Below are 24,741 nucleotides of genomic sequence, written 5' to 3'. Positions count from 1 at the left end.
CGCCCGGCCTCCGAGCAGCCGCCCCGACCACCCCGACCTCGCAAGGACGCGACATGAGCGACAGGCATACCGACAAGACCCCCACCTCCTCGGGCTACTACGTGTCCCAGGAAGCGCCCATCCACACCGACGACCCGGTTCCCACGCCCTCGGTGCCGGCGCCGGACATCCTGCGCTGTGCCTCCATGGAGATCGTCGTCACCGACCTGGCCGCCTCGCGGGCGTTCTACGTGGACGTCCTCGGGCTGACCGTGACCGAGGAGGACGACTCGACCGTCTACCTGCGCTCGATCGAGGAGTTCATCCACCACAACCTCGTCCTGCGCCAGGGGCCGGTCGCCGCGGTGGCGGCCTTCTCCTACCGGGTCCGCACCCCGGAGGACCTGGACAGGGCGGTCGCGTTCTACACCGAGCTGGGGTGCCGCGTGGAGCGGCGCCCCGAGGGCTGGGTCCGGGGCGTCGGCGACTCGGTCCGCGTCACCGACCCGCTCGGCTTCCCCTACGAGTTCTTCCACGACGTCGAGCACGTGGAGCGCCTGGCCTGGCGCTACGACCTCTACACCCCCGGTGCGCTGGTGCGCCTGGACCACTTCAACCAGGTGACCCCCGACGTGCCCCGCGCCACGCGGTTCATGCAGGACCTCGGGTTCCGGGTCACCGAGGACATCCAGGACGACGCTGGCACGGTGTATGCCGCGTGGATGCGCCGCAAGCCGACCGTGCACGACACCGCCATGACCGGTGGCGACGGCCCGCGCATGCACCACGTCGCCTTCTCGACGCACGAGAAGCACAACATCCTGGCGATCTGCGACAAGCTCGGGGCGCTGCGCCGGTCGGACGCCATCGAGCGCGGCCCGGGCCGGCACGGCGTGTCCAACGCCTTCTACCTCTACCTGCGCGACCCGGACGGGCACCGCGTGGAGATCTACACCCAGGACTACTACACCGGCGACCCCGACAACCCGGTCATCACCTGGGACGTCCACGACAACCAGCGGCGCGACTGGTGGGGCAACCCGGTGGTGCCGTCGTGGTACACCGAGGCGTCCCTCGTGCTCGACCTCGACGGCAACCCGCAGCCGGTCGTGGCGAGGACGGACGACTCCGAGATGCAGGTGACCATCGGCGCGGACGGCTTCTCCTACACCCGTCGCGACGAGGACGAGGAGATGCCCGACTGGAAGAAGGGCGAGTACAAGCTGGGGCACCAGCTGTGACGAGGGAGGAGCACCCGTGCTGACGACCGAGCAGATCCACGCGATCGCGCAGGAGCTGGCCGAGGCCGACCGGACCCACTCGGTGATCCCCCGGATCACCGCGCGCCACCCCGAGGCGACGATCGAGGACGCCTACGCCATCCAGGGCGTCTGGCGGGACACGAACCTCGCCGCCGGCCGCCGGCTGGTGGGCCGCAAGATCGGCCTGACCTCCAAGGCGATGCAGCAGGCCACGGGGATCACCGAGCCGGACTACGGCGTGATGTTCGACGACACCGTCCACGCCTCGGGGGCGCGGATCCCGGTCGACGACTTCTCCAACGTGCGGGTCGAGGTCGAGCTGGCCTTCGTGCTCGCCGAGCCGCTGACCGGGCCGGACTGCACCCTGGAGGACGCGCTGGCGGCGATCGACCACGCCGTCCCGGCGCTGGAGGTCCTTAACTCCCACATCGAGCTCGAGGGGCGCACCATCGTGGACACCATCAGCGACAACGCGGCCTACGGCGCGATGGTGCTCGGCGACGTCCGCCGCCGCCCGGACGAGATCGACCTGCGCTGGGTGCCCGGCGTGCTGTCCCGCAACGGGGAGGTCGAGGAGACCGGCGTCGCGGCCGGCGTCCTCGGCCATCCCGCCCTGGGGGTGGCCTGGCTGGCCAACAAGGTCCACCAGCACGGGGACCGGCTGGAGGCCGGGGAGACCATCCTGGCCGGCTCGTTCACCCGGCCGGTGTGGGTCTCGAAGGGTGACACCGTCCACTGCGACTACGCCGAGATGGGGACCATCACGTGCCACTTCGTCTGAGCCCCACCCTGCGCGAGGCGCTCGCCGCGAGCGACCGGCCCCTGGTCGGCATGTGGGTCTGCTCGGGCTCGCCGCTCGTGGCCGAGATCGCCGCGGGCTCCGGTCTGGACTGGCTGCTCCTGGACATGGAGCACGCCCCGAACGGGCTGGAGTCGGTCCTCGCGCAGCTGCAGGCGGTCGCGGCATACCCGGTGGTCCCCGTCGTCCGCGTCCCCTCCGCCGACCCCGTCCGCATCAAGCAGGTGCTCGACCTCGGCGCGCACACCATCCTCGTGCCGATGGTCGAGAGCGCGCAGGAGGCCGCCGACGCCGTGTCGGCGGTCCGCTACCCGCCGCGCGGGAAGCGCGGGGTCGGCTCGGCCCTGGGACGGTCCGCCCGGTGGAACCGGGTCGAGGGCTACCTCGCCGACGCCGACGAGCACGTGTCGCTCCTCGTCCAGGTGGAGTCCGCCGCCGCGGTCGCGGCGGCGGGCGAGATCGCGGCCGTCGACGGGGTCGACGGGGTCTTCGTCGGGCCGAGCGACCTGGCCGCCTCGATGGGCCTGCTGGGGCAGCAGACGCACCCGGACGTGCGCGCGGCCGTGCGGCGGACCTTCGACGCCACGCGGGCGGCCGGCACGCCCGTCGGGGTCAACGCCTTCGACCCCGCCGTCGCGGACGACTACCTCGGGCAGGGCGCCTCCTTCGTCCTCGTGGGGGCCGACGTGGCGCTGCTCGCGCGCGGCTCGGAGGCGCTGGCCGCCCGGTTCCTCCCGGGTGGCCCGGGGGAGCAGGAGCGCTCCTGAGGCGGTCGGCGTCGGCCGCGTATGATCGGGGCCGTCCGGCGCTTCGCCGTCGGTGCTCGAAAAAGGAGCACACAGCGGCGTGCCGCACCCGCGAGACACATACGGCCTGACCCCCGTCCGTCTCTCGCGAAGGAGCACCTGCGTGCCCACCGTCTCCGCCCACGTCGCCCTCACCCTGGCCCGCCACGTCGACCACGTCTTCGGGGTCATGGGCAACGGCAACGCCCACGTCCTGGACGCCCTCGAGCGCTCGAGCGACGTGCAGTTCACCGCGGTCCGCCACGAGGCCGGGGGAGTGGTGGCGGCGGATGCCCACCACCGGGCGTGCGGGCGGATCGCCGCCGCCACCTCCACCTACGGTGCCGGGTTCACCAACACGCTCACGGCGCTCGCCGAGGCCGTGCAGGCGCAGGTGCCGCTGCTGCTCGTCGTGGGGGACGAGCCCACCTCGGGCCCGCGACCCTGGGACGTCGACCAGATCGCGCTGGCGTCCGCGGTCGGCGCCCGCACCTACACCGTGGGGCGGACCGATGCCGCCGCCACGACGATCATCGCCATCGAGCACGCCCTGACCTACCGGGTGCCGACCGTGCTGGCGGTGCCCTACGACGTGGCCCGGCTCGAGGTCGGGCCGGTGCCGGAGGTGCCCGCCCCGCTCACCCCGGCGCCCAGGGAGCCCGTCGGCGACTTCGCCGCCGGCTCCATCGCGGACATCGCCACCGCCCTGGCCGGGGCGCATCGGCCGCTGCTGCTCGCCGGGCGCGGGGCGTGGCTGGCCGGCGCGGGGCAGGCGTTGGGGGAGCTCGCCGATGCCGCGGGTGCGGTCACCGCCACCACCTCGCTGGGGCGCAGCATCTTCCCGCGGGCGGAGTACGACCTGGGGGTGGCCGGCGGCTGGGGTGCCGAGGGCGCGATGGACCTCGTCCGCGAGGCCGACGTCGCGGTCGTCTTCGGCGCCTCGCTCAACCAGTTCACGATGCGCTTCGGCGAGCTGTTCGCGCCAGGCACCCGGGTCCTCCAGGTCGACGTCGCGCCGGCCGCCACGCATCCCCACGTCGGGGGCTACGTCCAGGGCGACGCGGCCATCGTGGCGCGGGCGGTCACCGAGCGGCTCTCCGAGCTCGGCCACGCGCCCGGCGGGTGGCGCGAGACCGTGCCCGTCGCCGACCTGCGCGCCTACGACCCGGGGGAGGAGCTGGCACCGGACGGTCGGCTGGACCCGCGGTCCGTGGCCGTCCGGATCGGGGAGCTGCTGCCGCAGGACCGGGTGGTGGTCTCCGACGGCGGGCACTTCATCGGCTGGGCCAACATGTACTGGCCGGTGGCCTCCCCGGACCGGATGATCATGGTGGGGACGGCTTTTCAGTCCATCGGGCTGGGCTGGCCCTCGGTGCTCGGGGCGGCCCTGGCCCGACCGGGGTCGACCGTCGTGCTGACCACGGGGGACGGCGGCGGGCTCATGGCGCTGTCCGACCTGGAGTCGGCGGTGCGGGTCGCCGGCGGGTCGGGCCTGGCCGTGGTGTGGAACGACGCCGCCTACGGTGCGGAGGTCAACCTGTACGGGCTGCAGGGCCTCGCGATGCCGCCCATGCTCATCCCTGAGGTCGACTTCGCCGCCCTGGCCGCCGGTGTCGGCGCCGAGGGGGTCGTGGTGCAGACCCTGGCCGACCTCGACCGGCTGGAGACCTGGGCCGCCGAGCCGCCGGAGACGCGGCGGTTCCTCGTGCTGGACTGCCGGGTGTCCGGCGAGGTCGTCGCGCCCTACCAGGAGGAGATCATCCGGGTGAACAGCTGAGCTCCCCGCGGCCGGCCACCCCACGACAGCACGAAGGGCCCGGTGCCTCGCGGCGCCGGGCCCTTCGTCGCGTCGTCAGCCGACCAGGCGCTGCATCTGGTCGATCTGCACGCCCTGGGTGACCATCATGTCGGTCGCCAGCTGCTGCACGGTGACGTCCGAGCCGTGGATGATCTCGTCCACGGCCATGTCGATGGCCCCCTCGTGGTGGGGCACCATGAGCTCGACGAAGAGGGTGTCGAAGGCCGCGCCCTCCGCCTCGGCGAGCTGCTGCATCTGCTCCGGCGAGGCCATACCCATCTGCTCACGCATGGCGGGGTCGGCGACCATCTGCTCGTAGGCCGCCACCTCGTCGGTGACCGGGTGGCCGTGGGCGCCCTGCCAGCCCTGCATGACGTCGATCTCGAGCTCCTGCTCCAGGAGCATCCGGTCGGCCAGCGCCGCGAGCTGCGGGTCGGCCATCCGGTCCTCGGCGAGCTGCGACATGAGGATCGCCTGGTAGTGGTGCGGGACCATCATCGACATGAACATCGTGTCGGCCTCGGCGGACTGGTGCGCCAGGTCGTGACGGCTCTGCGCGACCAGGCGCTCGGCCTGCGGCGCCGGGACGACCTGCGCCCGGGCGCCCGGAGCGGCCGGGACGACCGCGGAGGTGACGTCCTTGCCGTCGAGCGCGGGGGCGCTCGCGGGGCGGGAGCCGGAGCGGCCCGGGGTGGACTCGTACTGCGTCTGGGCGTTGAGGAAGTCCATCTTCACCCGCCGGTCACCCCGGGTGCCGCTCACCTTGAGCACGTCCAGCCCCTGCGTGATGTCGCTGGAGTAGATGTACCCGTTGTAGTAGTACGCCGACCAGGAGCCACCGAGGACGAGGTTGTCGTCGTCGATCGGACCACGGTCGAAGTAGGCGATCTCCTCGGGGTTGTCGGAGTCGGTGAAGTCGAACACCGAGACGCCGCCCTGGTACCACGCCTGGACCATCACGTCACCCTTGACGACGGGGATGATGGAGCCGTTGTGCGCGACGCAGTTCTCCGTGTCCTCCTGGTAGCGGGGGATCTTGTAGTAGCTGCGGAAGTCCAGCGACGCGGTGTCGTCGTAGGCGATGTCGAAGATCGCGTTGGCGCCGCGGTTCGGCCCGACCGCCTCGTTGCAGGTGGCCGCACCGCCGCCGCCCAGCTCGTCGGTGAAGACCACCTTGGAGCCGTCGTCGTTGAAGGTGGCCGAGTGCCAGAAGGCGAAGTTGGAGTCCTGCACCTGCTCGGTGACGACCGGGTTCACCGGGTCGGAGATGTCCATGAGGATGCCGTCGCCCATGCAGGCGCCGGCGGCCAGGTCACGCTCGGGGTATGCGGTGATGTCGTGGCAGCCGCTCGTGCCCGGTCCGCCGCCCTCGGGGAAGAGGACCGGCTCGGAGACCACCGCGGCCGACGCCGGGTCCTCCGTGGGCACCTCGACGACCGAGATGCCGTCGTGCGGCGGCTGGCAGTTGGGGAAGCGTGAGTTGGGACCGTAGGAGGAGACGTAGAGGTAGTTCGTGCCCTCGTCCTCACCCGGGATCAGGGTGTGGGTGTGCGAGCCGCAGTCGGTGCGCACGGCCTTGACGTAGTCCGGGCTCTCGAGGTCGGAGATGTCGAAGATCCGCATGCCCTCCCAGGAGGCCGGGCTGAGGATGCTGCCGGACGTGCTGGAGCAGGTGTCATCGGAGCGGGGGGAGTCCACCGACATGAAGAGCAGCGAGCCGTCCTCGGAGACGGACACGTCGCCCTGGCCGCCGGGGCACAGCACCTGGGTGACGAGCTCGGGGTCCCGGGGCTTGGAGATGTCCCAGATCCGGAATCCGTCGTAGTTGCCCTGGAAGGCGTAGTCACCCCAGAAGGCGATGTCGGAGTTGAAGCCCTCCAGCGGCGCCTGCTTCGGGGTGTTGCTCAGCAGCGTCATGTTGTCGCTGGTCTCGATGTCGTCCGGGTCGGCCTGGACCGCTCCCGGGAGGTACGCGACGCTCAGGGTCGTCGCGAGGACCGCCGTCGCCGCGGTACGCAGCAGACGTCTGGTCCGGTTCGTGGTGTCGCCCATGACAGCCACCTCCAGTGGTTTTCTCGGGGATCCTTCGACCCTAGGCAGGTGACCCCGCGTCACCGGGCGGACTTGACCGAATCATGGGCCAAACTTTGCCCGCCCCTGGGGTCGGTCGGTGGTCCCAGGCGCGGCCGGCCGGGGCGGGGGAGATCGCCCGTCCGGCCCCGGCCTTCTCTACCCACCGAGCGTCGTGAATGGTTGTCTCTGAACCGACCGGGCGTCGCGAATGGCTGCGCCGGGTCGGCTCCGGCAACCGTTCGCGACGCCCGGTGGGCGGTGGCGCAACCATTCGCGACGCTCGGTGGGCGGTGGCGCAACCATTCGCGACGCTCGGTGGGCGGTGGCGCAACCGTTCGCGACGCTCGGTGGGCGGTGGCGCAACCATTCACGACGCCCGGTGGGGTGGTTGTCGCGGGTCACGCCCGGCTGGCCTCCGCGAGCAGCTCCAGCACGTGCCGGTACGGGTGGCCGGTGGCCCGGGTCATCCCGATCTCGCAGGTGCGGTTGGAGGAGACGAAGCCGGGTTCCTCGGCGAAGTGGTCCACCCGATGATCGGCGCGGTTCTCGGCGGTGCTCAGCGAAGCGTTCTCAGCACCGGGAGACGTCACCCGGGCGACGACGGCCGCGACCTCGGCGGCCTCGGCGGCGGTGGCCGAGGCGGTGAGCTCGGGGTGCAGCAGGCCGCGGTCGCCGGCGAAGGCGCAGCACCCCCAGGAGACGGGCACCACGACGTCGGTCGAGACCGCCCGCGCGAGGTCGACCAAGGCCTCGGTGCTCCCGGAGCGCTCCGAGGAGCACGTGGGGTGCACCACCACCGTGCGGTCGGTGCGGCGGACGTCGAGCCGGGGGAGCACGGTGTCCCGCACGAGGTCCACGGCGTCCACCACCCGCAGGTCCGGGGCGTGCTCGGCCAGCATGACCACCAGCCCCTCCACGCAGGAGGACGCCTCGACCACCACCGGGAGCCGGCCCTCCTCGGTCGCCTCCCGCAGGGCGGGGACCACCCGGTCGGCCATGACGGCATAACCGCTGCTCAGGCCCTTGGACTTCCACGGCGTGCCGCAGCACAGACCGCCGATGCCGGCGGGCGTGCGCAGCGGGACGTCCGCGCGCACGCACAGCTCGACGAGCGCCCCGGTCGCACCGCCGCCGAGCTCACCGGTGTGCCCGCCGGGCTCGGTGCCGAACATCTCGCCGATGCAGGTGCTGAAGAGCACCGCCACGGGGGAGGCGGGGGCCAGCTCGCGCCGCCGGCTGCCGCCGCCGGGCAGCCGGGCGTCGTAGAGCGGCACGGCGTCGGCACCGGCGACCGCGCGCACCAGCCGGGTGGCGGCCACGGGCACGCCGGAGGGCACCAGCCGTGCCGCGCTCAGCGCCAGCCCGCCCAGGGGTGCCACCGTGCCCCACGCCCGGGCCGCCCCCGCCCAGGCCGCGTCGGCCAGCCGGCCGGTCGACTCGCGGCGCAGCCGCCTCGTCAGGTCGCCGGTGTCGATGAGGACCGGGCAGGCGCTCTGGCACATCCCGTCGACCGCGCAGGTCTGGATGCCGTCGTAGTCGTAGTCGCGCTCGAGGGAGTCGGCGAGCGCGTGGTCGCCGGCAGCGCGGGCGGTCTGGATGTCGCGGCGCACCACGATCCGTTGGCGCGGGGTGAGCGTGAGGTCCTTGGAGGGGCAGACCGGCTCGCAGTAGCCGCACTCCACGCAGCGGTCGACCTCCTCCTCGACCGGCGGCGAGGGCTTGAGGTCCCGCAGGTATGACGTCGGCTCGTCGGAGAGCACGGCCGCGGGGTTGAGCAGCCCCCGGGGGTCGAGGAGCCGCTTGATCTCCCACATCACCGCGTACAGCTCGTCGCCATACTGCCGACGGACGAAGGGTGCCATGATGCGGCCGGTCCCGTGCTCGGCCTTGAGCGAGCCGCCCTGGCCCAGCACCAGGTCGACCAGGTCCTCGGTGAAGTCGGCGTAGCGACGCATCGCGTCCACGTCGTCGAAGCGCTCGTTGAGCAGGAAGTGGACGTTGCCGTCGCGGGCGTGCCCGAAGATGACCGAGTCCTCGTAGCGGTGCGTGTCGAACAGCTCGGTCAACGCGACGCAGGTCTCGCCGAGCACGTCGACACCGACCACGACGTCCTCGAGCAGGGCGTTGGTCCCGGCGGGTCGGGCGCCGGCGACCGCGGAGAAGAGGCCCTTGCGGACCGTCCAGAGCGCGGCCCGCTGGCGGGCGTCGCGGGTGAGCCTGGCCGGGGTGGTCAGCGCCAGCCGGTCGAGGGTGGCGGCCGCCGACCTCAGCGTGGCGTCCAGCTCGGCGGGGCTGTCCCCCTGCCACTCCACGAGGAGCGCGGCGTGCTCGTCGACCTCCAGTGCGGCGATCTGCGGCGGGCAGCGGGGGTCCTGCTGGGCCACCCGCAGCGACGCGGCGTCGAGCAGCTCGGCCGTCGCGACACCGGTCCCGGCGAGGTCGGGGACCGAGCCGGTGGCCGCGCCGATGGTGTCGAGGACGAGGAGCCCGGTCGCCACCTCGGGGTGGACGGGCACGGTCGCCAGGACGGCGGAGGCGACGAAGCCTAGGGTGCCCTCGCTGCCCACCATGAGGTGCACGAGCATGTCCAGCGGGCTGTCGTAGTCGAGCAGGGCGTTGATGCCGTAGCCCATGGTGTTCTTCATCGAGAACAGCCGGCGGATCGTCGCCACCGAGTCCGGGTCGGCCAGCACCCGGCGCCGCAGCGCGAGCAGCCCCGCGACCAGCGCAGGCTCGCGGGCCGCCAGCTCGGCCTCGGCGTCCGGCGCGGCCGAGTCGATGACCGTGCCCGAGGGCAGTACGACGGTCAGCGACTCCAGGGTGGCGTAGGTGTTGAGCTCGGTGCCGCAGTGCATCCCGCTGGAGTTGTTGGCGATGACGCCGCCCAGGGTGCACGCGCCCTCGCTGGCCGGGTCGGGCCCGAGCTTGCGGTGGTAGGGCGCGAGCCGGGCGTTCACCGCCCGGACGGTCACGCCGGGCTGCACCCGGACCCGGGCGCCGCCGTCCAGCACCTCGACGTCGGTGAAGTGCCGGCGGGTGTCGACCAGGACCGCGTCGGTGACCGCCTGCCCGGACAGGCTCGTACCGCCGGAGCGGAAGGTGACCGGCGCGCCGACCTCGTCGCAGGCCGCCAGCACCGCAGCCACCTGGTCCGCGGAGGTCGGGCGGACCAGGAGCTCCGGGGTGAGGAGATAGTGCGAGGCGTCGTGGGCCAGCGCGTGCAGGTCCAGCGGCCGGCGGCTGACCGCGCTGCCGCCCAGCCGCTCGCCCAGCGAGGTCTCCAGGTGGCTCCAGGGGATCTCGAGGGTCGTTCGCGGCACGCCAGTCAGCCTAGTGCGCCGGCGTGCCGCAGCCGACGGCTCACACGCTGCGCAGGAAGTCCAGGTGCCGCTCGTAGGCGTCCAGGCAGTCGTGGATCACCTGCGGGCGGCTGTAGCCCATGACGTCGTAGTCTTGCCCGCCGTCGGCCAGGTGCACCTCGAGCCGGGCGTAGCGGTCGCGGTTGCCGATCATCCGCCCGCCGTAGGTCGGGACCGGGTGCAGGGACACCTTGACCCGGTAGACGAACGGGTGCTCGTCGTCGGAGGTCCGCAGCTCGACGAACCTGCCGCCCTCGGCGTCCTGGTCGTCCGGCTGGGCGGTGCCACGGTCGGTGTCCGCCTCGACGCCGCGGGTGCGCAGCTCCTCGGCGACGTCGGTGAGCGCCGGGTCCACGACGCTCTCCAGGTATGCCTCGGCGTCCTGGGTGTCGACGAAGTTGGTCGCGCGGGCCACCCGCGCCTTCCAGGTCTCCCGGTCGCTCTTGCCGTCACCCACGGCATACAGGACGGAGTGGGTGCCGTTGCCGGACTCGACGCGGCGCAGCTCGGTGCGCAGCGCGGTCCACAGACCCCACATGACGAGCACGAGGACGACCGCGAAGGGCAGACCCATGATGACGGTGGCGTACTGGAGCGCGTAGATGCCGCCGACGGAGAGCACCGCGATGGTGAGCAGGCCGGTGGTCGCCGCCCAGACGATCCGCAGCCAGGGCGCGCAGTCCTCCTGGACCTCCCGCAGCTGGGAGCACAGGTTGCCCATGACCAGGGCGCCGGAGTCGGCGGAGGTGACGTAGAACAGCAGCCCGACGGCCGTGGCGAGGAGCACGAGCAGCCCGGCGGCCGGGTAGTCCTGCAGCAGCATGAAGAAGCCGCGGCCGTCGTACTCCTGCGCGGCGGCCGCGAAGTCGGCGTCGCCGCCGCGCACCCGGGCCAGCGCCGCGTTGCCGAAGATCGAGACCCACATGACGATGTAGGCGAACGGGATGACCATCGTCCCCGCGACGAACTGCCGGATCGTCCGGCCGCGCGAGATGCGGGCGAGGAAGAGCCCGACGAAGGACGCCCAGGCCACCCACCAGGCCCAGAAGAAGAGGGTCCACAGGTTCATCCACTCGTTGGCCCCGTCGTAGGCCATCGTGTCCATCGTCATGGTGGGGAAGCGCGCGACGAAGTCGCCGACGTTCATCACCACGCCCTCGACGAGCAGCTGGGTGCGGCCGGTGACGAGGACCCAGGCGGCCAGGCCCAGGGCCAGGATGACGTTGAGCTGGGAGAGGAAGCGGATGCCCTTGTCGACGCCGGTGGTCGCCGAGACCGCGGCGATGGTGATGGCGAGGACGACGAGGCCGATCTGGGCGGCCAGACCCTGGCGGATGCCGAACAGCTCGCCGAGGCCGAAGTTGAGGAAGACGACGCCGATCCCCAGGCTGGTGGCGACACCGAAGATGGTCCCCAGGACCGCGGCGGTGTCGACGGCGTGCCCCAGCGGGCCCTCGATGCGCCGGCCGAAGACCGGGGCCAGGGCCGAGCGGACGGCCAGCGGCAGGTTCAGCCGGTAGGCGAAGAAGGCCAGGGCCATGCCCATGAGCGCGTACATGCCCCACCCGGTGATGCCGTAGTGGAACAGCGTCCAGACCGTCGCCTCCCGGGCGGCCTGCACGGTCTCGCCCTCGATGACCGGCGGGGAGATGTACTGGGTCACCGGCTCGACGACGGAGAAGAACATGACGTCGGTGCCGATGCCGGCGGCGAAGAGCATCGAGGCCCAGGCGAAGGTGGAGAACTCGGGCCGGGAGTGCGCCGGGCCGAGGCGCAGGGTGCCGTAGCGGGAGATCCCGAGGTAGAGGACGAAGACGAGGATGGCGGTGCCCAGGGCGATGTAGAACCACCCGAACGCGCCGCCGACCCACTCGGTGGCGGAGAAGATGATGTCGTAGGCGCGGTCCGGCATGGCGATGGCCCAGATCGCGAAGATGAGCACCCCGACGAGGGAGGAGATGAAGACGGGCATCCGCACCGGCGGGGAGCCGGGCGGCCCGGTGCGCGGGGTCGGGGTGGGGGTGGTCTGCTCGGTGGTGGCGCTCATCACGGGTTCCTCTCGCTGGTGGACCCGGCTGCCCGTCGGAGCCGCTCGGCCGATGGCGGGTCCTTCATCGCGTTCCACGCGTCGTTGCGCGGGTCGCCCGGCGGGTACAGGGGCTGCCCGGTCCCGGAGCGGTACCACGGGACGTCGGACGCGGGCAGCGGGGTGTTGCCGGCGATGAGGTCGGCGGCCTTCTCGGCCACCATCATGACGGGGGCGTAGATGTTGCCGTTGGTGACGAAGGGGAAGACCGAGGCGTCCACGACCGACAGCCCCTCGGTGCCGTGCACCCGCATCGAGGCGGGGTCGACGACCGCCTGGCCGTCCTCGGCGCCACCCATCTTGGCCGTGCACGAGGGGTGCAGCGCGGTCTCGGCGTCGCCGCGCACCCACTCCAGGATCTGCTCGTCGGTCTCGACCTCGGGTCCGGGGGAGATCTCGCCACCGCTGAACGGCGCGAACGCGGGCTGGCCGAGGATGTCGCGCGCGGCCCGGACCACCTCGACCCACTCGCGCCGGTCGGTGTCGGTCGAGAGGTAGTTGAACAGGATCGAGGGGCGCTGCGCCGGGTCGGCGGAACGGATGTGCACGTGGCCCCGGGTGTCGGCATACATGGGGCCGATGTGCACCTGATAGCCGTGGATGCCGTGCTCGGTCTCGGCGGGCTTGCTGCCGTCGTAGCGGATGGCGATCGGGAGGAAGTGGAACATGAGGTTGGGCCACTCGACCTGGTCGTTGGAGCGGATGAAGCCGCCGGCCTCGAAGTGGTTGCTGGCGCCGACCCCACGACGCGCGAAGAGCCACTCGGCGCCGATCCGGGGCTTGTGGTGGTGCGCCAGCCAGGGCGCGATGGAGACCGGCTGGGTGGAGGAGTGCTGGAGGTAGACCTCGAGGTGGTCCTGCAGGTTGGACCCGACGCCGGGCAGGTCGACCCGTGTCTGCACCCCCGCCGCGCCCAGCACCTCGGGGTCCCCGATGCCGGCCAGCTGGAGCAGCTGCGGGGTGGCGAAGGCACCGCCGCAGAGGATGACCTCACCGGCCTCGACGCTGCGGCGCAGCCGCCCGCCGCGCACGTAGTCCACGCCAGTGCACCGGGTCCCCTGCATGCGCAGGCCGGTGACCGTCGCGAGGGTCTCGATGCGCAGGTTGCGCCGGTGCTCCACCGGGTGCAGGTAGGCCCGGGCCGCCGACAGCCGGCGGCCGCGGTGCACGTTGCGGTCGAACTTGGCGAAGCCCTCCTGGCGGTAGCCGTTGACGTCGTCGGTCAGCGGGTAGCCCGCCTCCTGGGTCGCCTCGAAGAACGCGCCGAAGAGCGGCGAGCTGGCCGGTCCCCGCTCCAGCACGAGCGGGCCCGAGCCGCCGCGCCAGGCGTCGGCGCCGGTGCGCCCGTCCTCCAGCAGCACCGTCTCCATCCGCTTGAAGTAGGGCAGGCAGTGCGCGTAGTCCCAGTCCTGCATCCCGGGCTCGGCGGCCCAGCGCTCGAAGTCCATAGGGTTGCCGCGCTGGAAGATCATCCCGTTGATCGAGCTGGAGCCGCCGAGGACCTTGCCGCGCGCGTGGTAGATGCGGCGCCCGCCCATCGCGGGCTCGGGGTCGGACTCGTACTTCCAGTCGTAGAAGCGGCTGCCGATGGGGAAGGGCAGGGCGGCCGGCATGTGGATGAAGGGGTCGAAGCGGAAGTCGTTGCGGCCGGCCTCGAGGACGAGGACCCTGGTCGAGGGGTCGCTGCTGAGCCGGTTGCCCAGCGCGGACCCGGCGGAGCCGCCGCCGACGATGACGTAGTCGTAACGTTCAGGCATCGGGGGCCTCCGTGGGGGTGCTGGGGTCGGTGCTGGTGTGGTCGGCGAACCAGCCGGCCGGCGCCGGGCGGGTGTTGTGCCAGATGTGCTTGGTCTCGCGGTACTCCTCCAGCCCCGCCCGCCCCAGCTCGCGCCCGATGCCGGACTGCTGGTAGCCGCCCCACTCCGCCGCCGGGACGTAGGGGTGGTAGTCGTTGATCCAGATGGTGCCGTGCCGCAGCCGGCCGGCCACCCGCTCCGCGCGCCCGGCGTTCTGCGTCCACACCGCCCCGGCGAGGCCGTAGATCGTGTCGTTGGCGATGGCCACCGCGGCGTCCTCGGCGGAGTCCGGGTCCGGGCCGGAGAAGGTCTCGACGGTGAGGACCGGGCCGAAGGACTCGTCGTGCACGCAGCGCATGTCCTGCGCGCAGCCGTCGAGGATCGTGGGGGAGAAGTACCAGCCGTCGGCCAGAGCCGGGTCCTCCGGCGGGCCGCCACCGCACCGCAGGACGGCGCCGTCCTCGAGCGCCTCGGCGACGTAGCGGGCGACCTTGTCGCGGTGCGCCTCGCTGATGAGCGGCCCGGCCTCCGCGTCCTCCTCGAACGGCCCGCCGAGCCGGATCCCCCGTGCGCGCTCGACCAGGGTGTCGACGACCTCGTCGTGCACGGACTCCTCGACGACGAGCCGGGCGCCGGCGCTGCAGACCTGGCCGGAGTCGAGGAAGATCGCGGTGAGGGCGTTGTCGATGGCGGCCGGGAGGTCGGCGTCGGCGAAGACGACGTTGGGGTTCTTGCCGCCCAGCTCCAGGGCGACCCGCTTCACCGTCGTCGCGGCGGCGGCCATGATCGTCCGCCCGGTCTCGACGCCACCGGTGAAGGAGACGAGGTCGACCGCGTCGTGCGAGGTGAGGGTCGGGCCGACGGTGGCGCCGGAGCCGAGGACGAGGTTGGCGACGCCGTCGGGAAGGCCGGCCTCGGCCAGTGCGCGCACGAGCCAGACCGAGGTGTGCGGTGTCAGCTCACTGGGCTTGAGGACGAAGGTGTTGCCGGCGGCCAGCGCCGGGGCGACCTTCCAGCTGGTCTGCAGCAGCGGGAAGTTCCACGGGGTGATGAGGCTGCAGACCCCGACCGGCTCGTGGACCACCTTGCTGGCGACGTCCGGCATACCGGTGTCGACGACCCGACCCGCCTCGCTCGCGGCGAGATCGGCGAAGTGCCGGAAGACCGCCTCGATGTCGTCGACGTCGATCTGGGACTCGACGAAGCGCTTGCCGGTGTCCAACGACTCGAGGCGGGCGACCTCGTCGCGGTCGGCGGCGAGCCGGTCGGCGAGCCGGCGCAGCAGCGCGGCCCGTTCCGGTGCCGCGGTATGCGGCCAGGTGCCCTCGTCGAAGGCGCGCCGGGCGGCCAGGACGGCCGCCTCGGCATCGTCCGCGGTCGCCTCGGCGACCACACCGACCTCGGTCTGGTCGGCCGGGCAGAGGATCGTCCGCGTCCCCCCGTCCGAGGCGTCGCGCCAGGTGCCGTCGATCAGGAGTTGGCTCATCGCCCATAGATACCAGGAAACCGGCCCCCCGTCGACATACCGTCCGGACGGGGGTGCGGGTTGGCCGTGCGGGCGAGACCGATCTGGTGTTCCGTGGGTCCGATCCCTTTCCCCGATCAGGAGGTATGCATGAGCAACGTCACGGAGTCCGTGGACGTCGAGGTCCCGATCAAGGTCGCGTACGACCAGTGGACGCAGTTCGAGTCCTTCCCGCACTTCATGGAGGGTGTGGAGTCGGTCACCCAGGTCACCGACACCCGCAACCACTGGGTCGTCGAGGTCGGCGGCGCCACCCGCGAGTTCGACACCGAGATCAGCGAGCAGCACCCCGAGGAGCGGGTGGCGTGGACCACCGTCGAGGGTGAGACCAAGCACGCCGGCGTCGTCACCTTCCACAAGCTGAGCGACACGACGACCCGGGTGACCATCCAGATGGACTGGGACCCCGAGGGTCTGCTGGAGAAGGCCGGCGCCCTCGTGGGCGCTGACGACCGCCGGGTCAAGGGCGACGCCAAGCGCTTCAAGGAGTTCATCGAGTCGCGCGAGGTGCCGACCGGCGGCTGGGAGGGCGACGTCCCCCGCGACTGAGCCCCCTGCCGCGTCACGGCAGATCGGCGCCCGTCCCCGTCCGGGGGCGGGCGCCGGTCTGCGTGGTCAGGCGGGACGGATCGGTCAGGTCTCGCAGACGACCCCGTCGCCGTCGCCGTCGCGGTACCAGTGGTACTCCGGGTCGACCCCCACGACGTACCACCCGTAGCCGTTCGCGAGCGCCTCGGCGCAGGTGCCGAACTGCGGGTCGGCGCCGGAGTCGGCGGGTATGGCCGGTGCCGCGGGTGCAGCAGGCGCCGCCGGTTGCGGGGAGGGCTCGGCCTCGCAGGAGAACGCCTGGGGGCTGGCCGCGTCGGCGGCGACGTACTCCGCCTCCCGGTCGTGCCAGCCGTAGCCGTCGCGGGAGTCGTACCGCGCCGTGGCCAGACCCTCCTGGATGAGGGTGAGGCCCACGTCGCGCCCGTCGACGTCGAGGTAGCGGATGAGCCGGCCGTAGCGGTCGATGCTGTCGGCGCCGGCGAGGACGAGCACGGCCTGGCGGTCCCGGGCGAGCTCCATCATCCGCGCGCCCGCCTCGTCGTAGCCGCACTCGCCGCGCTCGGGGGTGTCGATGCCGGCGATCCGGATGCGGGCGCCGTTGGACACGTCGACGGTGTCACCGTCCACGATGGCGACGACGGTCAGGGTGTCGGCGGCGGCCCGCTCGGCGGCCTCCTTGTCGGCATCGGCCTTCTCCGCGGCTGCCTGCTCGGCGGCGGCGTCCTCCGCTGCCTGCTCTGCGGCTGCTCTTTCCTCCGCCTCTTCGGCGGCCGCTTTCTCCGCGGCTTCTTTCTCGGCCGCCTCCTGCTCGGCGGCTTTCTCCGCCGCTTCCTTCTCTGCGGCTTCCTGCCCAGCGGCAGCGTCCTCCGCTGCTTTCTCGGCGGCGGCTTTCTCCTCGGCCGCCGCGTCCTGCTCAACCTGCGTCTCGGCGTCGACGGAGGCCTCGCCCGTGGCGGCCGGTGCTGCCTGGGCGGCAGGCTCGGCGTCCTCGACCCCGAAGAACGCGATCGCCGCGATGACCAGCACGACGAAGCCGCCGACGACGACCCCCACGACGGCCAGCAGACCGATGACGAGCTTGCGCAGCATGGACGTCCCTCACCTCAGGTCCCCCTCCGCAGGCAGGACGACGTCGGTCCCGACCGTGGTCGTGAACCCTTCAACCACAGCCCCCGGAGCACGACGACAAGGTCCCTCGAAGGTCTGAGGACGTGTCGTCATAGCGGTCTCGTCGATCCCCGTGATCGCGAGAAAAGAGAAGCGTTTCGTGTGGTGCTGCACGGACCATACCGCACGAGATTCCTGATTCCTACCTGTCGGTAGGAAGAATGCCTGAGGATTCAGGCGGTCGCGAGCTCGGCGCTGCGGCGCCGGGACAGCGTCAGGTGCAGGCTCAGGGCCGCGTAGTAGACGACGTAGGCCGCCGAGAGCGCGACCGCCCACCAGCTGGGCGAGGGGTACTGCGCCAGCACCACCGCATACAGGACGAACCACAGCGTCGTCAGCGTCATCGTCGGCCACCAGGCGGTCTCGGTCCGGGACGGGTAGACGTAGCGGACCGGGACGAAGACGAGCACCGTGAGCACCAGGAGCGTGACCGTGGTGGCCGTCGTGCCGGCGCCGAGCACGACGAGGTAGAAGGCGGCGATGTTCCAGTAGCTCGGGAAGCCGAGGAAGAAGTGGTCGTCGGTCTTGGCGTCGGTGCGGCAGAACTGGAAGCAGGAGGCCAGCAGCGGGACCGACGCGACCACGCCGCCGAGCCAGCCGGCGGGCAGGAAGCCCGCGCTCCACAGCAGCACCATCGGGGCGAAGGCGTACGTGATGTAGTCGATGATGTTGTCCAGCAGCGCACCGTCGAAGCCGGGCACGAGCGCCTTGACCCGGAACCGGCGGGCGAGGAAGCCGTCGGTGCCGTCCACGACCATGGAGGCGAGGAACAGCCAGAGCACCAGCTCCACCTCCCCCGCGTAGGAGAAGTGGACCATGAGCAGGGCCAGCACCACGCCGAGGGCGGTGTAGGCGTGGACGGCTGCTGCCGCCACGCGTGCGGGGGCGCTGGCAGCAGAAGACGTCATGCGAAGACCCTAGTGGTCAGGGCGGCGGGGCGAGGGCGGGCAGCACCGAGGCGAGCTCACGCCATACCTCGGTGGGGGTGACCGGGACCAGCCGCAGGTCGGGGTCGGCCCCGACGACCCAGAGCCCGCTGTCGCGACCGTCCACCGCGGCGAGCATGAGGGGGGCGTCGTCCGATCCCACGGCGGCGGCGACGAGGCGCCAGGCGCGGTCCGCGCCGACCGATTCGCCGGCGCCGGCCCGTCCGACAGACAGTGTCCCGTGGGACTCGGCACCCTGCCCGACTTCCACGGGACGCTGTGGCATGCCTGCGTCGGCGGGGGCCTCCTCACCCTGGGCGAACCACGCCTCCAGGTCGGACTCGGACACCGGGCGGGGCTCACGGTCGGCGGGGGCGTGCGCCCGGGGAGCCAGCCCGACCATCCGGGCCAGCGAGGCGGCGAGGTGGTCCGGCGGCAGGACGAGCAGCCGACGCTCGTCGCCCCGACCCAGGTCGAGGAGCACGGCAACCGCGTCCTCGCCCACCCACGCCTCGTGGGTGAAGACCCCGCCGGGGGTGGCGGTCTGCACCTGCACGACGGCACGGGGGTCGCGCCCGGCCTCGAGGGCCTGCTCACCCCCGGGTACGTCGGCCGCCACCTGCGCCAGCTCCGGGTCGACCTGCTCCGCCCCCGCCAGCCGTGCCCACGTGCCGGTGTCCACCAGCAGGGCGTCGCCCTCCAGCCGCAGCGTCATCGGTCCTCCCCCCGCGTCACGCGCAGGCTGGCGCAACAGGCCGACAGCTCCTCGGCCGCCACCGGGTAGCGCAGCGCGTCGATCGTCGCAGTGAGGGTGACACCGAGGCCGTCGACCTCGGTGAAGCACTGCTCCATGACCAGCGCCCGGCCCTCGGCGTCGACGTGGTGGGCCAACCGGCTGCCGGTGGGTCGGCCGTCGACCTCGCCGGCGTGCAGGTCGAGCACGAGGTAGTCCGACAGCTCCTGCGGCAGCAGGGCCTCGGTGCCGTTCTGCCAGTCGCGGAAGGAGCGCCCGCCGGTGTCCACGGCGGTGAGCACCAGGTTGGCGCGCACGGTGCCGTCGGCCGGCTCCGGCTCGAGCACCACGAGCACCTCGGGGCGCCCGGTGTCCTCGACCTGCCAACCGTCGGGCGCCTCGAACGTCGCACCCGACCCCTCGTGGGTCACCATCACCTCGACCACCTCTTCTTGTCGAACCGCCGGGCGATGCGCCCGCGGGCCCAGGCGGGCACCGACCAGCGCGGGTAGGGGAGGGCCAGCGCCCCCCAGCCGAACACCAGCCACAGCCCCAGGGGCGCCAGCACGAGGGCGAGGAAGCCCAGGGCGGGCACGTCGGCGATCCACGGGGACAGGCCCACGAGCAGGCTGAGCAGGCCCAGGCCGGGGAGCACGAACAGCGAGCCGCGGATGCTCGCCTCGCTCGGGCCGCGCAGCCAGGCGCGCGCCTGCTCGCCGCGGCCCAGCCGCTCCCAGACGGCGAGCCCGAGCAGCAGGACGCCCAGGGCCAGGCCGACGACGGACACCACGGTGGACACCACGGGGGTCACCAGGGGGTGATGTCGTCGATGAGGTCCCCGGCACTGTCCAGGGCGTCCCCCACCCCGTCGGCGATGTCGCCGCCGATGTCCTTGAGCTGGTCACCCACCCAGGCGCCGGCGCTTCCACCCACGAAACCGCCGATCAGCGCGCCGAGCCCGGCCCCGATGACGGTGCCCACGCCGGGCATGATCGCGGTCCCGATGGCGCCGCCGGCCCAGGCTCCGGCCTTGGCGCCGGCCAGCGCCCCGCCGGTCGTGGCGGCCGATACGGTGACGGTGCGGCCGACGCGCTCGTCGGTGGGGTAGTTCGCGCTCTCGTTCCACTCGTCCCACCCCGAGGTGGCCGCGGTGAGGACGGTCCCGCCGCGGCCGAGCCAGCGTCCGGCGGTGCTCCAGCGCGACGCCGGCGCGCCGTGCCACGGCCGGGCGCTGAAGTGCCCCCGCGGGTCGAAGCCCCGGACCCGCTGCCAGGGGCTGAGCCCGCGGGCGGTGGGGAAGCGGCCCGCCCCGTGCCGCAGCCGCTGCCAGAAGCCCATGTTCGGGGAGACGACCCGGCCCGCGGCGTCGATCGGACGGAAGTGGGAGTAGCGCTGGTCGGCCATCCAGCTGGCCACCGTCGAGGCGCCGAACTGGACCTGCCCGAGGGTGAAGAGCGTCATGCTCACCGAGCCCTCGCCGACCGGCGGCCGGAAACCGAGCCAGGAGTCGAGGGCGGTCTCGCCCACGTTCGTGGCCGGCTGCGACACCGACTCCAGGGCCTCCCACGCGCTCTGCGTGCTCAGCGTGCCGGTGGCCAGCGGGGCCCCGGCGGCGGAGACCCCCGTGCTGCCGTGCACCCGCAGCGCGACCTGGTCCGGGGTCAGCCGGGCGGCCCCGGGCACGAGGATCTCGGTGCCGGCGTCCAGGGCCGCGGCGGTCGCGGTGGCGTCCCGCTCCACCTCGTCGCGGATCTCCTGGGCCTGCTGGCGCAGCCGGGCGACCTCACCGTCGACCTGGCCCTGCAGGGTGTCGTGGCCCTCGTCGTCGGTGTCCACGCCGTCCATCCGGTCCAGCTGCTGCTGCGCCCGCCGCTCGAGGTCCTCGATGTCCTCGATCGCGTTCCGCAGCCGGCGGGCATACCCTCCGACCTGCTCCTGGGCGGCGTCGACGATGCCCGAGGCACCCCCGAGGGTGCCGGCGATGCCGCGACCGGCGTCCTCGAAGTCGCGGGAGCGGGTCGCGCGCCACGTGCCGAGGGTCTGCTCGACCCCGCTCTCGACGTGGCCCTGCTCGGTGGTCAGGTCGCCGGACACCGTGGCCAGCGTCGTGGCGAGGGAGTCCAGCAGCGCGGGGTCGCCCTGCGGTGGTCCGAAACCGGCGACCATCAGCCGCCCCCGGCGGTGTCGATGTCCTGGGCGGCGGCGTCGGCGAGCGCGGCGGCGATCGTGGTCTGGGTGCCGGTGTCCTCGACGGCCGTGCCGACCGCCGACCCGAGCCGCCGGACGGCGGTGGAGAGGTCGGCATACCCGGTGCCCGAGGCCGGCAGCTGCGCCAGCCCGCGCCCGATCTCCTCGACCCGTCCCCCGGTGCGGTGCAGCGCCCGCGCTCCGGCGCCCATCTGCGCCGGGTCTCCTCCCACGAAGCCACCCACGGTCTCCACGCCCTCCCTCCGTCACGAACCGACGTCGAGGATAGTGGCCGCTGCGACGGATCCCAAGCCGTGGCACCCTGGCGCCATGAGCGCTTCCACCCGCTGGGACGACGTCCGAACCCGCCTGGTCGACGAGCTCGCCACCCTCGACGACGGGGAGTCGCTGGTGCTCTCCGAGCCCGACCGGGCGGATCCGCCGGCCCGGCGCCGCTGGTTCGGCCTGGGCCCGCGGCCCGCCGAGAGCGCCGGACGCTACGTGCAGGCCTCACGGCTCGGTGCCGACCTGCTCTGCGAGAGCGTCTCCGCCGCGTATGCCGACCTCACCCCCGAGCAGACCGCCGAGCTGCAGACGCAGGGGTGGTCGGACCCGCAGGAGCAGCCTCGCGGCGTCGCCTCGGAGAACCACGTCTACGTCGGCAGCGTCGAGGACCCCGCGGCCAGCGCCGACATGCTCGTCGGTGCCCTGCGGGCGCTGGGGACCGGGGTACCCGACTCCCGGTGGCGCTGGAACCGCGTCGCCTGACGGCCACGATCCGGTCACGGCCACGGCCACGGCCCTGTCACGGCCACGGCCCTGTGGCGGCCACGATCCGGTCACGGCGACGATCCTGACCAAACCTTGACCTGAGACCCCCTGCGCCGGCGGGAGTGCGCTGCTAGGTTGCTGCTGTAAGCGCTTTCGAAAGGACTCAGCGATGAAGCTGGCAACCGGCGCGGCCACCCTGGCTGCTCTCGTCATCACGGGCACGCAGGCAGCTGCCGCACCCCCCTCACCGAAGCCGTCCGGGCTGGAGGTGAGCACGGTCTCGAGCGCCCCGGACCTCGTCACCGCGGGGGACGCGCTGGTCGAGGTGTCGGTGCCCCGCACCGTCCCGCAGCACCGGGTGCGCGTCGACCTCGACGGCACCGACGTCACCGACGCCTTCGAGTGGGACGCGCAGCGGCGGGTGCTCGTCGGGGTGGTCGAGGGTATGCAGCCGGGCGAGAACGTCATCACCGCCCGGCCGCCGGGCCAGGGCCGCGCCGGTGACTCGCTGACCGTGGTGAACCACCCGGACGAGGGGCCGCTGTTCTCCGGGCCGCACGAGGAGCCGTTCGTCTGCGAGACCGACCTCTTCACGCTCCCGGTCGTCGGCGGCACCCTGGGCGAGCCGCTCGACGACGACTGCTCGGTGCAGGACCGGGTCGACTACTTCTACCGGACCACTGCGGACGCCTACGAGACGTGGCCGGCCGGCGCGACGGCATACCCGGAGGACCTGGCGACGACGACCACCACCGAGGGGGTGGAGGTGCCGTTCATCGTGCGGATGGAGACCGGCACCGCCAACCGGGGGATCTTCCAGCACACCACGCTGCACGACCCGCTGACCGAGGCGCAGCCGTCGCCGGTGGAGCGCGGCGAGGGGTGGAACGGCAAGGTCGTCTACACCCTCGGCGGCGGGTGCGCCGGCGGGTGGTTCCGCCAGGGCAGCAGCACCGGCGGCGTCACCGACGCGTGGATGCTGGGCCAGGGGTATGCGCTGGTGTCCTCCAGCCTCAATGTCTTCGGCCAGAACTGCTCGGATCTGCTGACCTCGGAGACCGCGCAGATGACCAAGGAGGAGTTCCTCCAGCGCTACGGCCGCGACGAGTTCACCATCGGCTTCGGCTGCTCCGGCGGGAGCTACCAGGCGCACCAGGCGGCGGACAACTATCCCGGCATCTTCGACGGCATCGTCGTCGGCTGCTCCTTCCCCGAGGTCGGCTTCGGGACGGTGAACTTCATCACGGACGCGCGGCTGCTCGACCACTACTTCGAGCAGACCGGCACGGCCTGGACCGACGAGCAGAAGCGGCAGGTCACCGGTTTCCAGACGCTGGCCACGATGAGCAACGTCGCCGGCGGCGCGCAGCGCATCGACCCGCGGGTGTTCTGCCCCTCGGTCCTGCCGGAGGAGCTGCGCTACGACCCGGAGACCAACCCCGACGGCGCCCGGTGCGACGTCTACGACCACACGGTCAACGTCTACGGCACCGACCCGGAGACCGGCTTCGCGCTGCGGCCCCTGGACAACGGCGGCATCCAGTACGGTCTTGCGGCCCTCCAGGACGGCACCATCACCGTCGACCAGTTCCTCGACCTCAACGACCAGGTCGGCGGCTTCGACCAGGACGGCGGCTTCCAGGAGGCGCGGACCCAGGCGGACCTGCCCGCGGTCGCGGCGGCATACCGGACCGGGCGGCTGACCAACGGCGGCGGCGGGCTGGCGAGCACCCCGATCGTGGACTACCGCGCCTACTTCGACGACCAGCCGAACGGCGACATCCACGTCCGCTACCACACGAACTCCATTCGGGAGCGGCTGCGCGCGGCCAACGGGTCGGTGGTCAACCACGTCAGCCTGCTCGAGGACGACCGCTACGGGCTCTTCAGCACCGGCAGCCCGCTGCTGCAGCACGGCTTCACCCAGATGGACGCCTGGCTGAGCGGGCTGGACCTCGAGGGTGAGCGGCCCACGCTGGCGGAGATCGGTGCCGCCCGGCCGGAGGCGCTCGTCGAGGGCTGCCAGACGCGGGAGGAGGACCCGAGCTTCGTCGCCGAGACGCTGGACCGTGACCCCGAGGGCACGTGCGAGCAGCTCTACCCCTCCGCCAGCTTCCCGCGGGAGGTCGCCGGCGAGTCGGTCCGGGCGGACGTCATCGACTGCCGGACGACGGAGCCGGCCCGCGAGGACTACCCGCAGATGAGCGATGAGCAGTGGGCGCGCCTCGGCGAGGTCTTCGCCGAGGGCGTGTGCGACTACTCGGTGCCCGGGGTGGAGCAGCAGGGTCTGGCCGGGACCTGGCTGCGCTTCTGAGGGGTATGCCGTCTCCTGGCCGGTCGGGCCGGCGTCCGTTCAGGGCGCCCCCGGCCGGCCGCCGGTCTCGGCGATCTCCTTGATCCGGCCCAGGGTCACCGGGATGCCCGCGTGCGCGGCGCGGGTGCGGACCTCGATCTCGTGCTCGGCCCGGTCGCAGTGCTTCTCCCGGAACATCGCCAGACCGGCGGGCAGGAACTCCCACGACTCGGTGAGCCGCGTGCCCTCCTCGACCGGCTCGAGGGTGAAGCCCCAGCGGACGTAGGCGCCGCCGACAAGCCAGGCGAACTCGCGGCCGCGCTCGGCGGCGACCACCTCGCTGCGGGTCTCCCACGTGCGCTCGGGGGTCTCGTTGCGGCCGGTGAACCAGTCGCCGACCTGGCCGGTGGCGCCCTCGTCCCACCAGCAGCCGGTGCAGATCGGGCTCCACTCGCCGGTCCGGGTGACGTCGGAGACCAGGTCGTAGAGGTCCTCCGGGGTGGCGCGCACGGTGACCGACTCGGCGTAGGTGAGGGAGCTCATACCGTGATCGTCGCAGACCGGGGCAGCGGCCCGGGGTCGGTGGGCCGACGGGAGGTCCCGGCCCCCACCCCCGTGTCGGCTCACCGCGCGAGCGCCTGGGCAGGCTCCTA

At 72.7% G+C, this 24,741-nt stretch carries 20 protein-coding genes; 7 read left to right on the top strand and 13 right to left on the bottom strand.

Annotated features, from left to right (window positions below):
* The first annotated feature begins 53 nt into the window (after positions 1-53).
* The 4 genes from hpaD (at position 54) to Q0795_RS00225 (ending at position 4,602) form a co-directional block, all read left to right on the top strand.
* On the top strand, positions 54-1,220 hold the full coding sequence (gene hpaD / locus Q0795_RS00240) for a 3,4-dihydroxyphenylacetate 2,3-dioxygenase (protein ID WP_298885207.1): 1,167 nt from the start codon (positions 54-56) through the stop codon (positions 1,218-1,220).
* 16 nt (positions 1,221-1,236) lie between these two features.
* Complete coding sequence (locus tag Q0795_RS00235) at positions 1,237-2,022, top strand: fumarylacetoacetate hydrolase family protein (protein WP_298885206.1); 786 nt, start codon at positions 1,237-1,239, stop codon at positions 2,020-2,022.
* Positions 2,007-2,807, top strand: a complete 801-nt coding sequence (locus Q0795_RS00230; protein WP_298885205.1) for an aldolase/citrate lyase family protein — start codon at positions 2,007-2,009, stop codon at positions 2,805-2,807. Before Q0795_RS00235 ends, Q0795_RS00230 begins: the two co-directional genes overlap by 16 nt.
* 142 nt (positions 2,808-2,949) lie before the next feature.
* Positions 2,950-4,602, top strand: a complete 1,653-nt coding sequence (locus Q0795_RS00225; protein WP_298885204.1) for a thiamine pyrophosphate-binding protein — start codon at positions 2,950-2,952, stop codon at positions 4,600-4,602.
* 75 nt (positions 4,603-4,677) lie between these two features.
* On the opposite strand, the gene Q0795_RS00220 is transcribed toward Q0795_RS00225, so the two are convergent.
* The 5 genes from Q0795_RS00220 to Q0795_RS00200 all read right to left on the bottom strand — a co-directional run bounded on the left by Q0795_RS00220 (position 4,678) and on the right by Q0795_RS00200 (position 15,423).
* On the bottom strand, positions 4,678-6,675 hold the full coding sequence (locus tag Q0795_RS00220; RefSeq protein ID WP_298885203.1) for a DUF305 domain-containing protein: 1,998 nt from the start codon (positions 6,673-6,675) through the stop codon (positions 4,678-4,680).
* 419 nt (positions 6,676-7,094) lie between these two features.
* The gene (locus Q0795_RS00215) at positions 7,095-10,016 is read right to left on the bottom strand and encodes an FAD-binding and (Fe-S)-binding domain-containing protein (RefSeq protein ID WP_298885202.1); all 2,922 of its coding nucleotides are present in this window, start codon (positions 10,014-10,016) and stop codon (positions 7,095-7,097) included.
* A 40-nt stretch (positions 10,017-10,056) separates the two neighbouring features.
* On the bottom strand, positions 10,057-12,102 hold the full coding sequence (betT, locus tag Q0795_RS00210) for a choline BCCT transporter BetT (protein WP_298885200.1): 2,046 nt from the start codon (positions 12,100-12,102) through the stop codon (positions 10,057-10,059).
* Positions 12,102-13,898 carry a choline dehydrogenase gene (gene betA / locus Q0795_RS00205; protein WP_298885198.1) on the bottom strand — a complete coding sequence of 599 codons (1,797 nt, stop codon included), beginning with the start codon at positions 13,896-13,898 and terminating at the stop codon, positions 12,102-12,104. Before betA ends, betT begins: the two co-directional genes overlap by 1 nt.
* Entirely contained in the window at positions 13,891-15,423 is a 1,533-nt protein-coding gene (locus Q0795_RS00200) for an aldehyde dehydrogenase family protein (protein ID WP_298885196.1), read from the bottom strand. The genes betA and Q0795_RS00200 overlap by 8 nt, the downstream gene beginning before the upstream one ends.
* A gap of 129 nt (positions 15,424-15,552) precedes the next feature.
* Here Q0795_RS00200 and Q0795_RS00195 point away from each other — a divergent pair, with 129 nt between their 5' ends.
* Entirely contained in the window at positions 15,553-16,011 is a 459-nt protein-coding gene (locus tag Q0795_RS00195) for an SRPBCC family protein (protein WP_298885194.1), read from the top strand.
* Positions 16,012-16,095: 84 nt separating this feature from the next.
* On the opposite strand, the gene Q0795_RS00190 is transcribed toward Q0795_RS00195, so the two are convergent.
* The 7 genes from Q0795_RS00190 to Q0795_RS00160 form a co-directional block, all read right to left on the bottom strand.
* Positions 16,096-17,100 (bottom strand): thermonuclease family protein, encoded by a 1,005-nt coding sequence (locus Q0795_RS00190; protein ID WP_298885193.1) that lies wholly within the window; start codon positions 17,098-17,100, stop codon positions 16,096-16,098.
* Positions 17,101-17,351: 251 nt separating this feature from the next.
* Positions 17,352-18,086 carry a CDP-alcohol phosphatidyltransferase family protein gene (locus Q0795_RS00185; RefSeq protein ID WP_298885191.1) on the bottom strand — a complete coding sequence of 245 codons (735 nt, stop codon included), beginning with the start codon at positions 18,084-18,086 and terminating at the stop codon, positions 17,352-17,354.
* A gap of 16 nt (positions 18,087-18,102) precedes the next feature.
* Entirely contained in the window at positions 18,103-18,819 is a 717-nt protein-coding gene (locus tag Q0795_RS00180; RefSeq protein WP_298885189.1) for a hypothetical protein, read from the bottom strand.
* Positions 18,816-19,274, bottom strand: a complete 459-nt coding sequence (locus Q0795_RS00175) for a hypothetical protein (protein WP_298885188.1) — start codon at positions 19,272-19,274, stop codon at positions 18,816-18,818. The genes Q0795_RS00180 and Q0795_RS00175 overlap by 4 nt, the downstream gene beginning before the upstream one ends.
* Positions 19,271-19,648 carry a hypothetical protein gene (locus Q0795_RS00170; protein WP_058891442.1) on the bottom strand — a complete coding sequence of 126 codons (378 nt, stop codon included), beginning with the start codon at positions 19,646-19,648 and terminating at the stop codon, positions 19,271-19,273. The genes Q0795_RS00175 and Q0795_RS00170 overlap by 4 nt, the downstream gene beginning before the upstream one ends.
* Positions 19,645-21,003: a hypothetical protein gene (locus tag Q0795_RS00165; protein WP_298885187.1), complete on the bottom strand. Its 1,359-nt coding sequence runs from the start codon at positions 21,001-21,003 to the stop codon at positions 19,645-19,647. The genes Q0795_RS00170 and Q0795_RS00165 overlap by 4 nt, the downstream gene beginning before the upstream one ends.
* A complete protein-coding gene (locus Q0795_RS00160) occupies positions 21,003-21,278 on the bottom strand; it encodes a hypothetical protein (protein ID WP_298885186.1) in 276 nt (91 codons plus the stop codon). The genes Q0795_RS00165 and Q0795_RS00160 overlap by 1 nt, the downstream gene beginning before the upstream one ends.
* A gap of 76 nt (positions 21,279-21,354) precedes the next feature.
* Here Q0795_RS00160 and Q0795_RS00155 point away from each other — a divergent pair, with 76 nt between their 5' ends.
* Together Q0795_RS00155 and Q0795_RS00150 are read left to right on the top strand one after the other, a co-directional pair.
* The gene (locus Q0795_RS00155) at positions 21,355-21,792 is read left to right on the top strand and encodes a hypothetical protein (protein WP_298885184.1); all 438 of its coding nucleotides are present in this window, start codon (positions 21,355-21,357) and stop codon (positions 21,790-21,792) included.
* A 172-nt stretch (positions 21,793-21,964) separates the two neighbouring features.
* On the top strand, positions 21,965-24,109 hold the full coding sequence (locus Q0795_RS00150; protein WP_298885182.1) for a DUF6351 family protein: 2,145 nt from the start codon (positions 21,965-21,967) through the stop codon (positions 24,107-24,109).
* Positions 24,110-24,148: 39 nt separating this feature from the next.
* On the opposite strand, the gene Q0795_RS00145 is transcribed toward Q0795_RS00150, so the two are convergent.
* A complete protein-coding gene (locus Q0795_RS00145; RefSeq protein WP_298885181.1) occupies positions 24,149-24,631 on the bottom strand; it encodes an SRPBCC family protein in 483 nt (160 codons plus the stop codon).
* Between the last annotated feature and the right edge of the window lie 110 nt (positions 24,632-24,741).

It is taken from the genome of uncultured Serinicoccus sp., from assembly GCF_947487915.1.
In the GTDB taxonomy this organism is placed as follows: Bacteria; Actinomycetota; Actinomycetes; order Actinomycetales; family Dermatophilaceae; genus Ornithinicoccus.
Note: the sequence above shows the minus strand (reverse complement) of the source record. Positions and strands in the feature narration are given on the sequence as shown.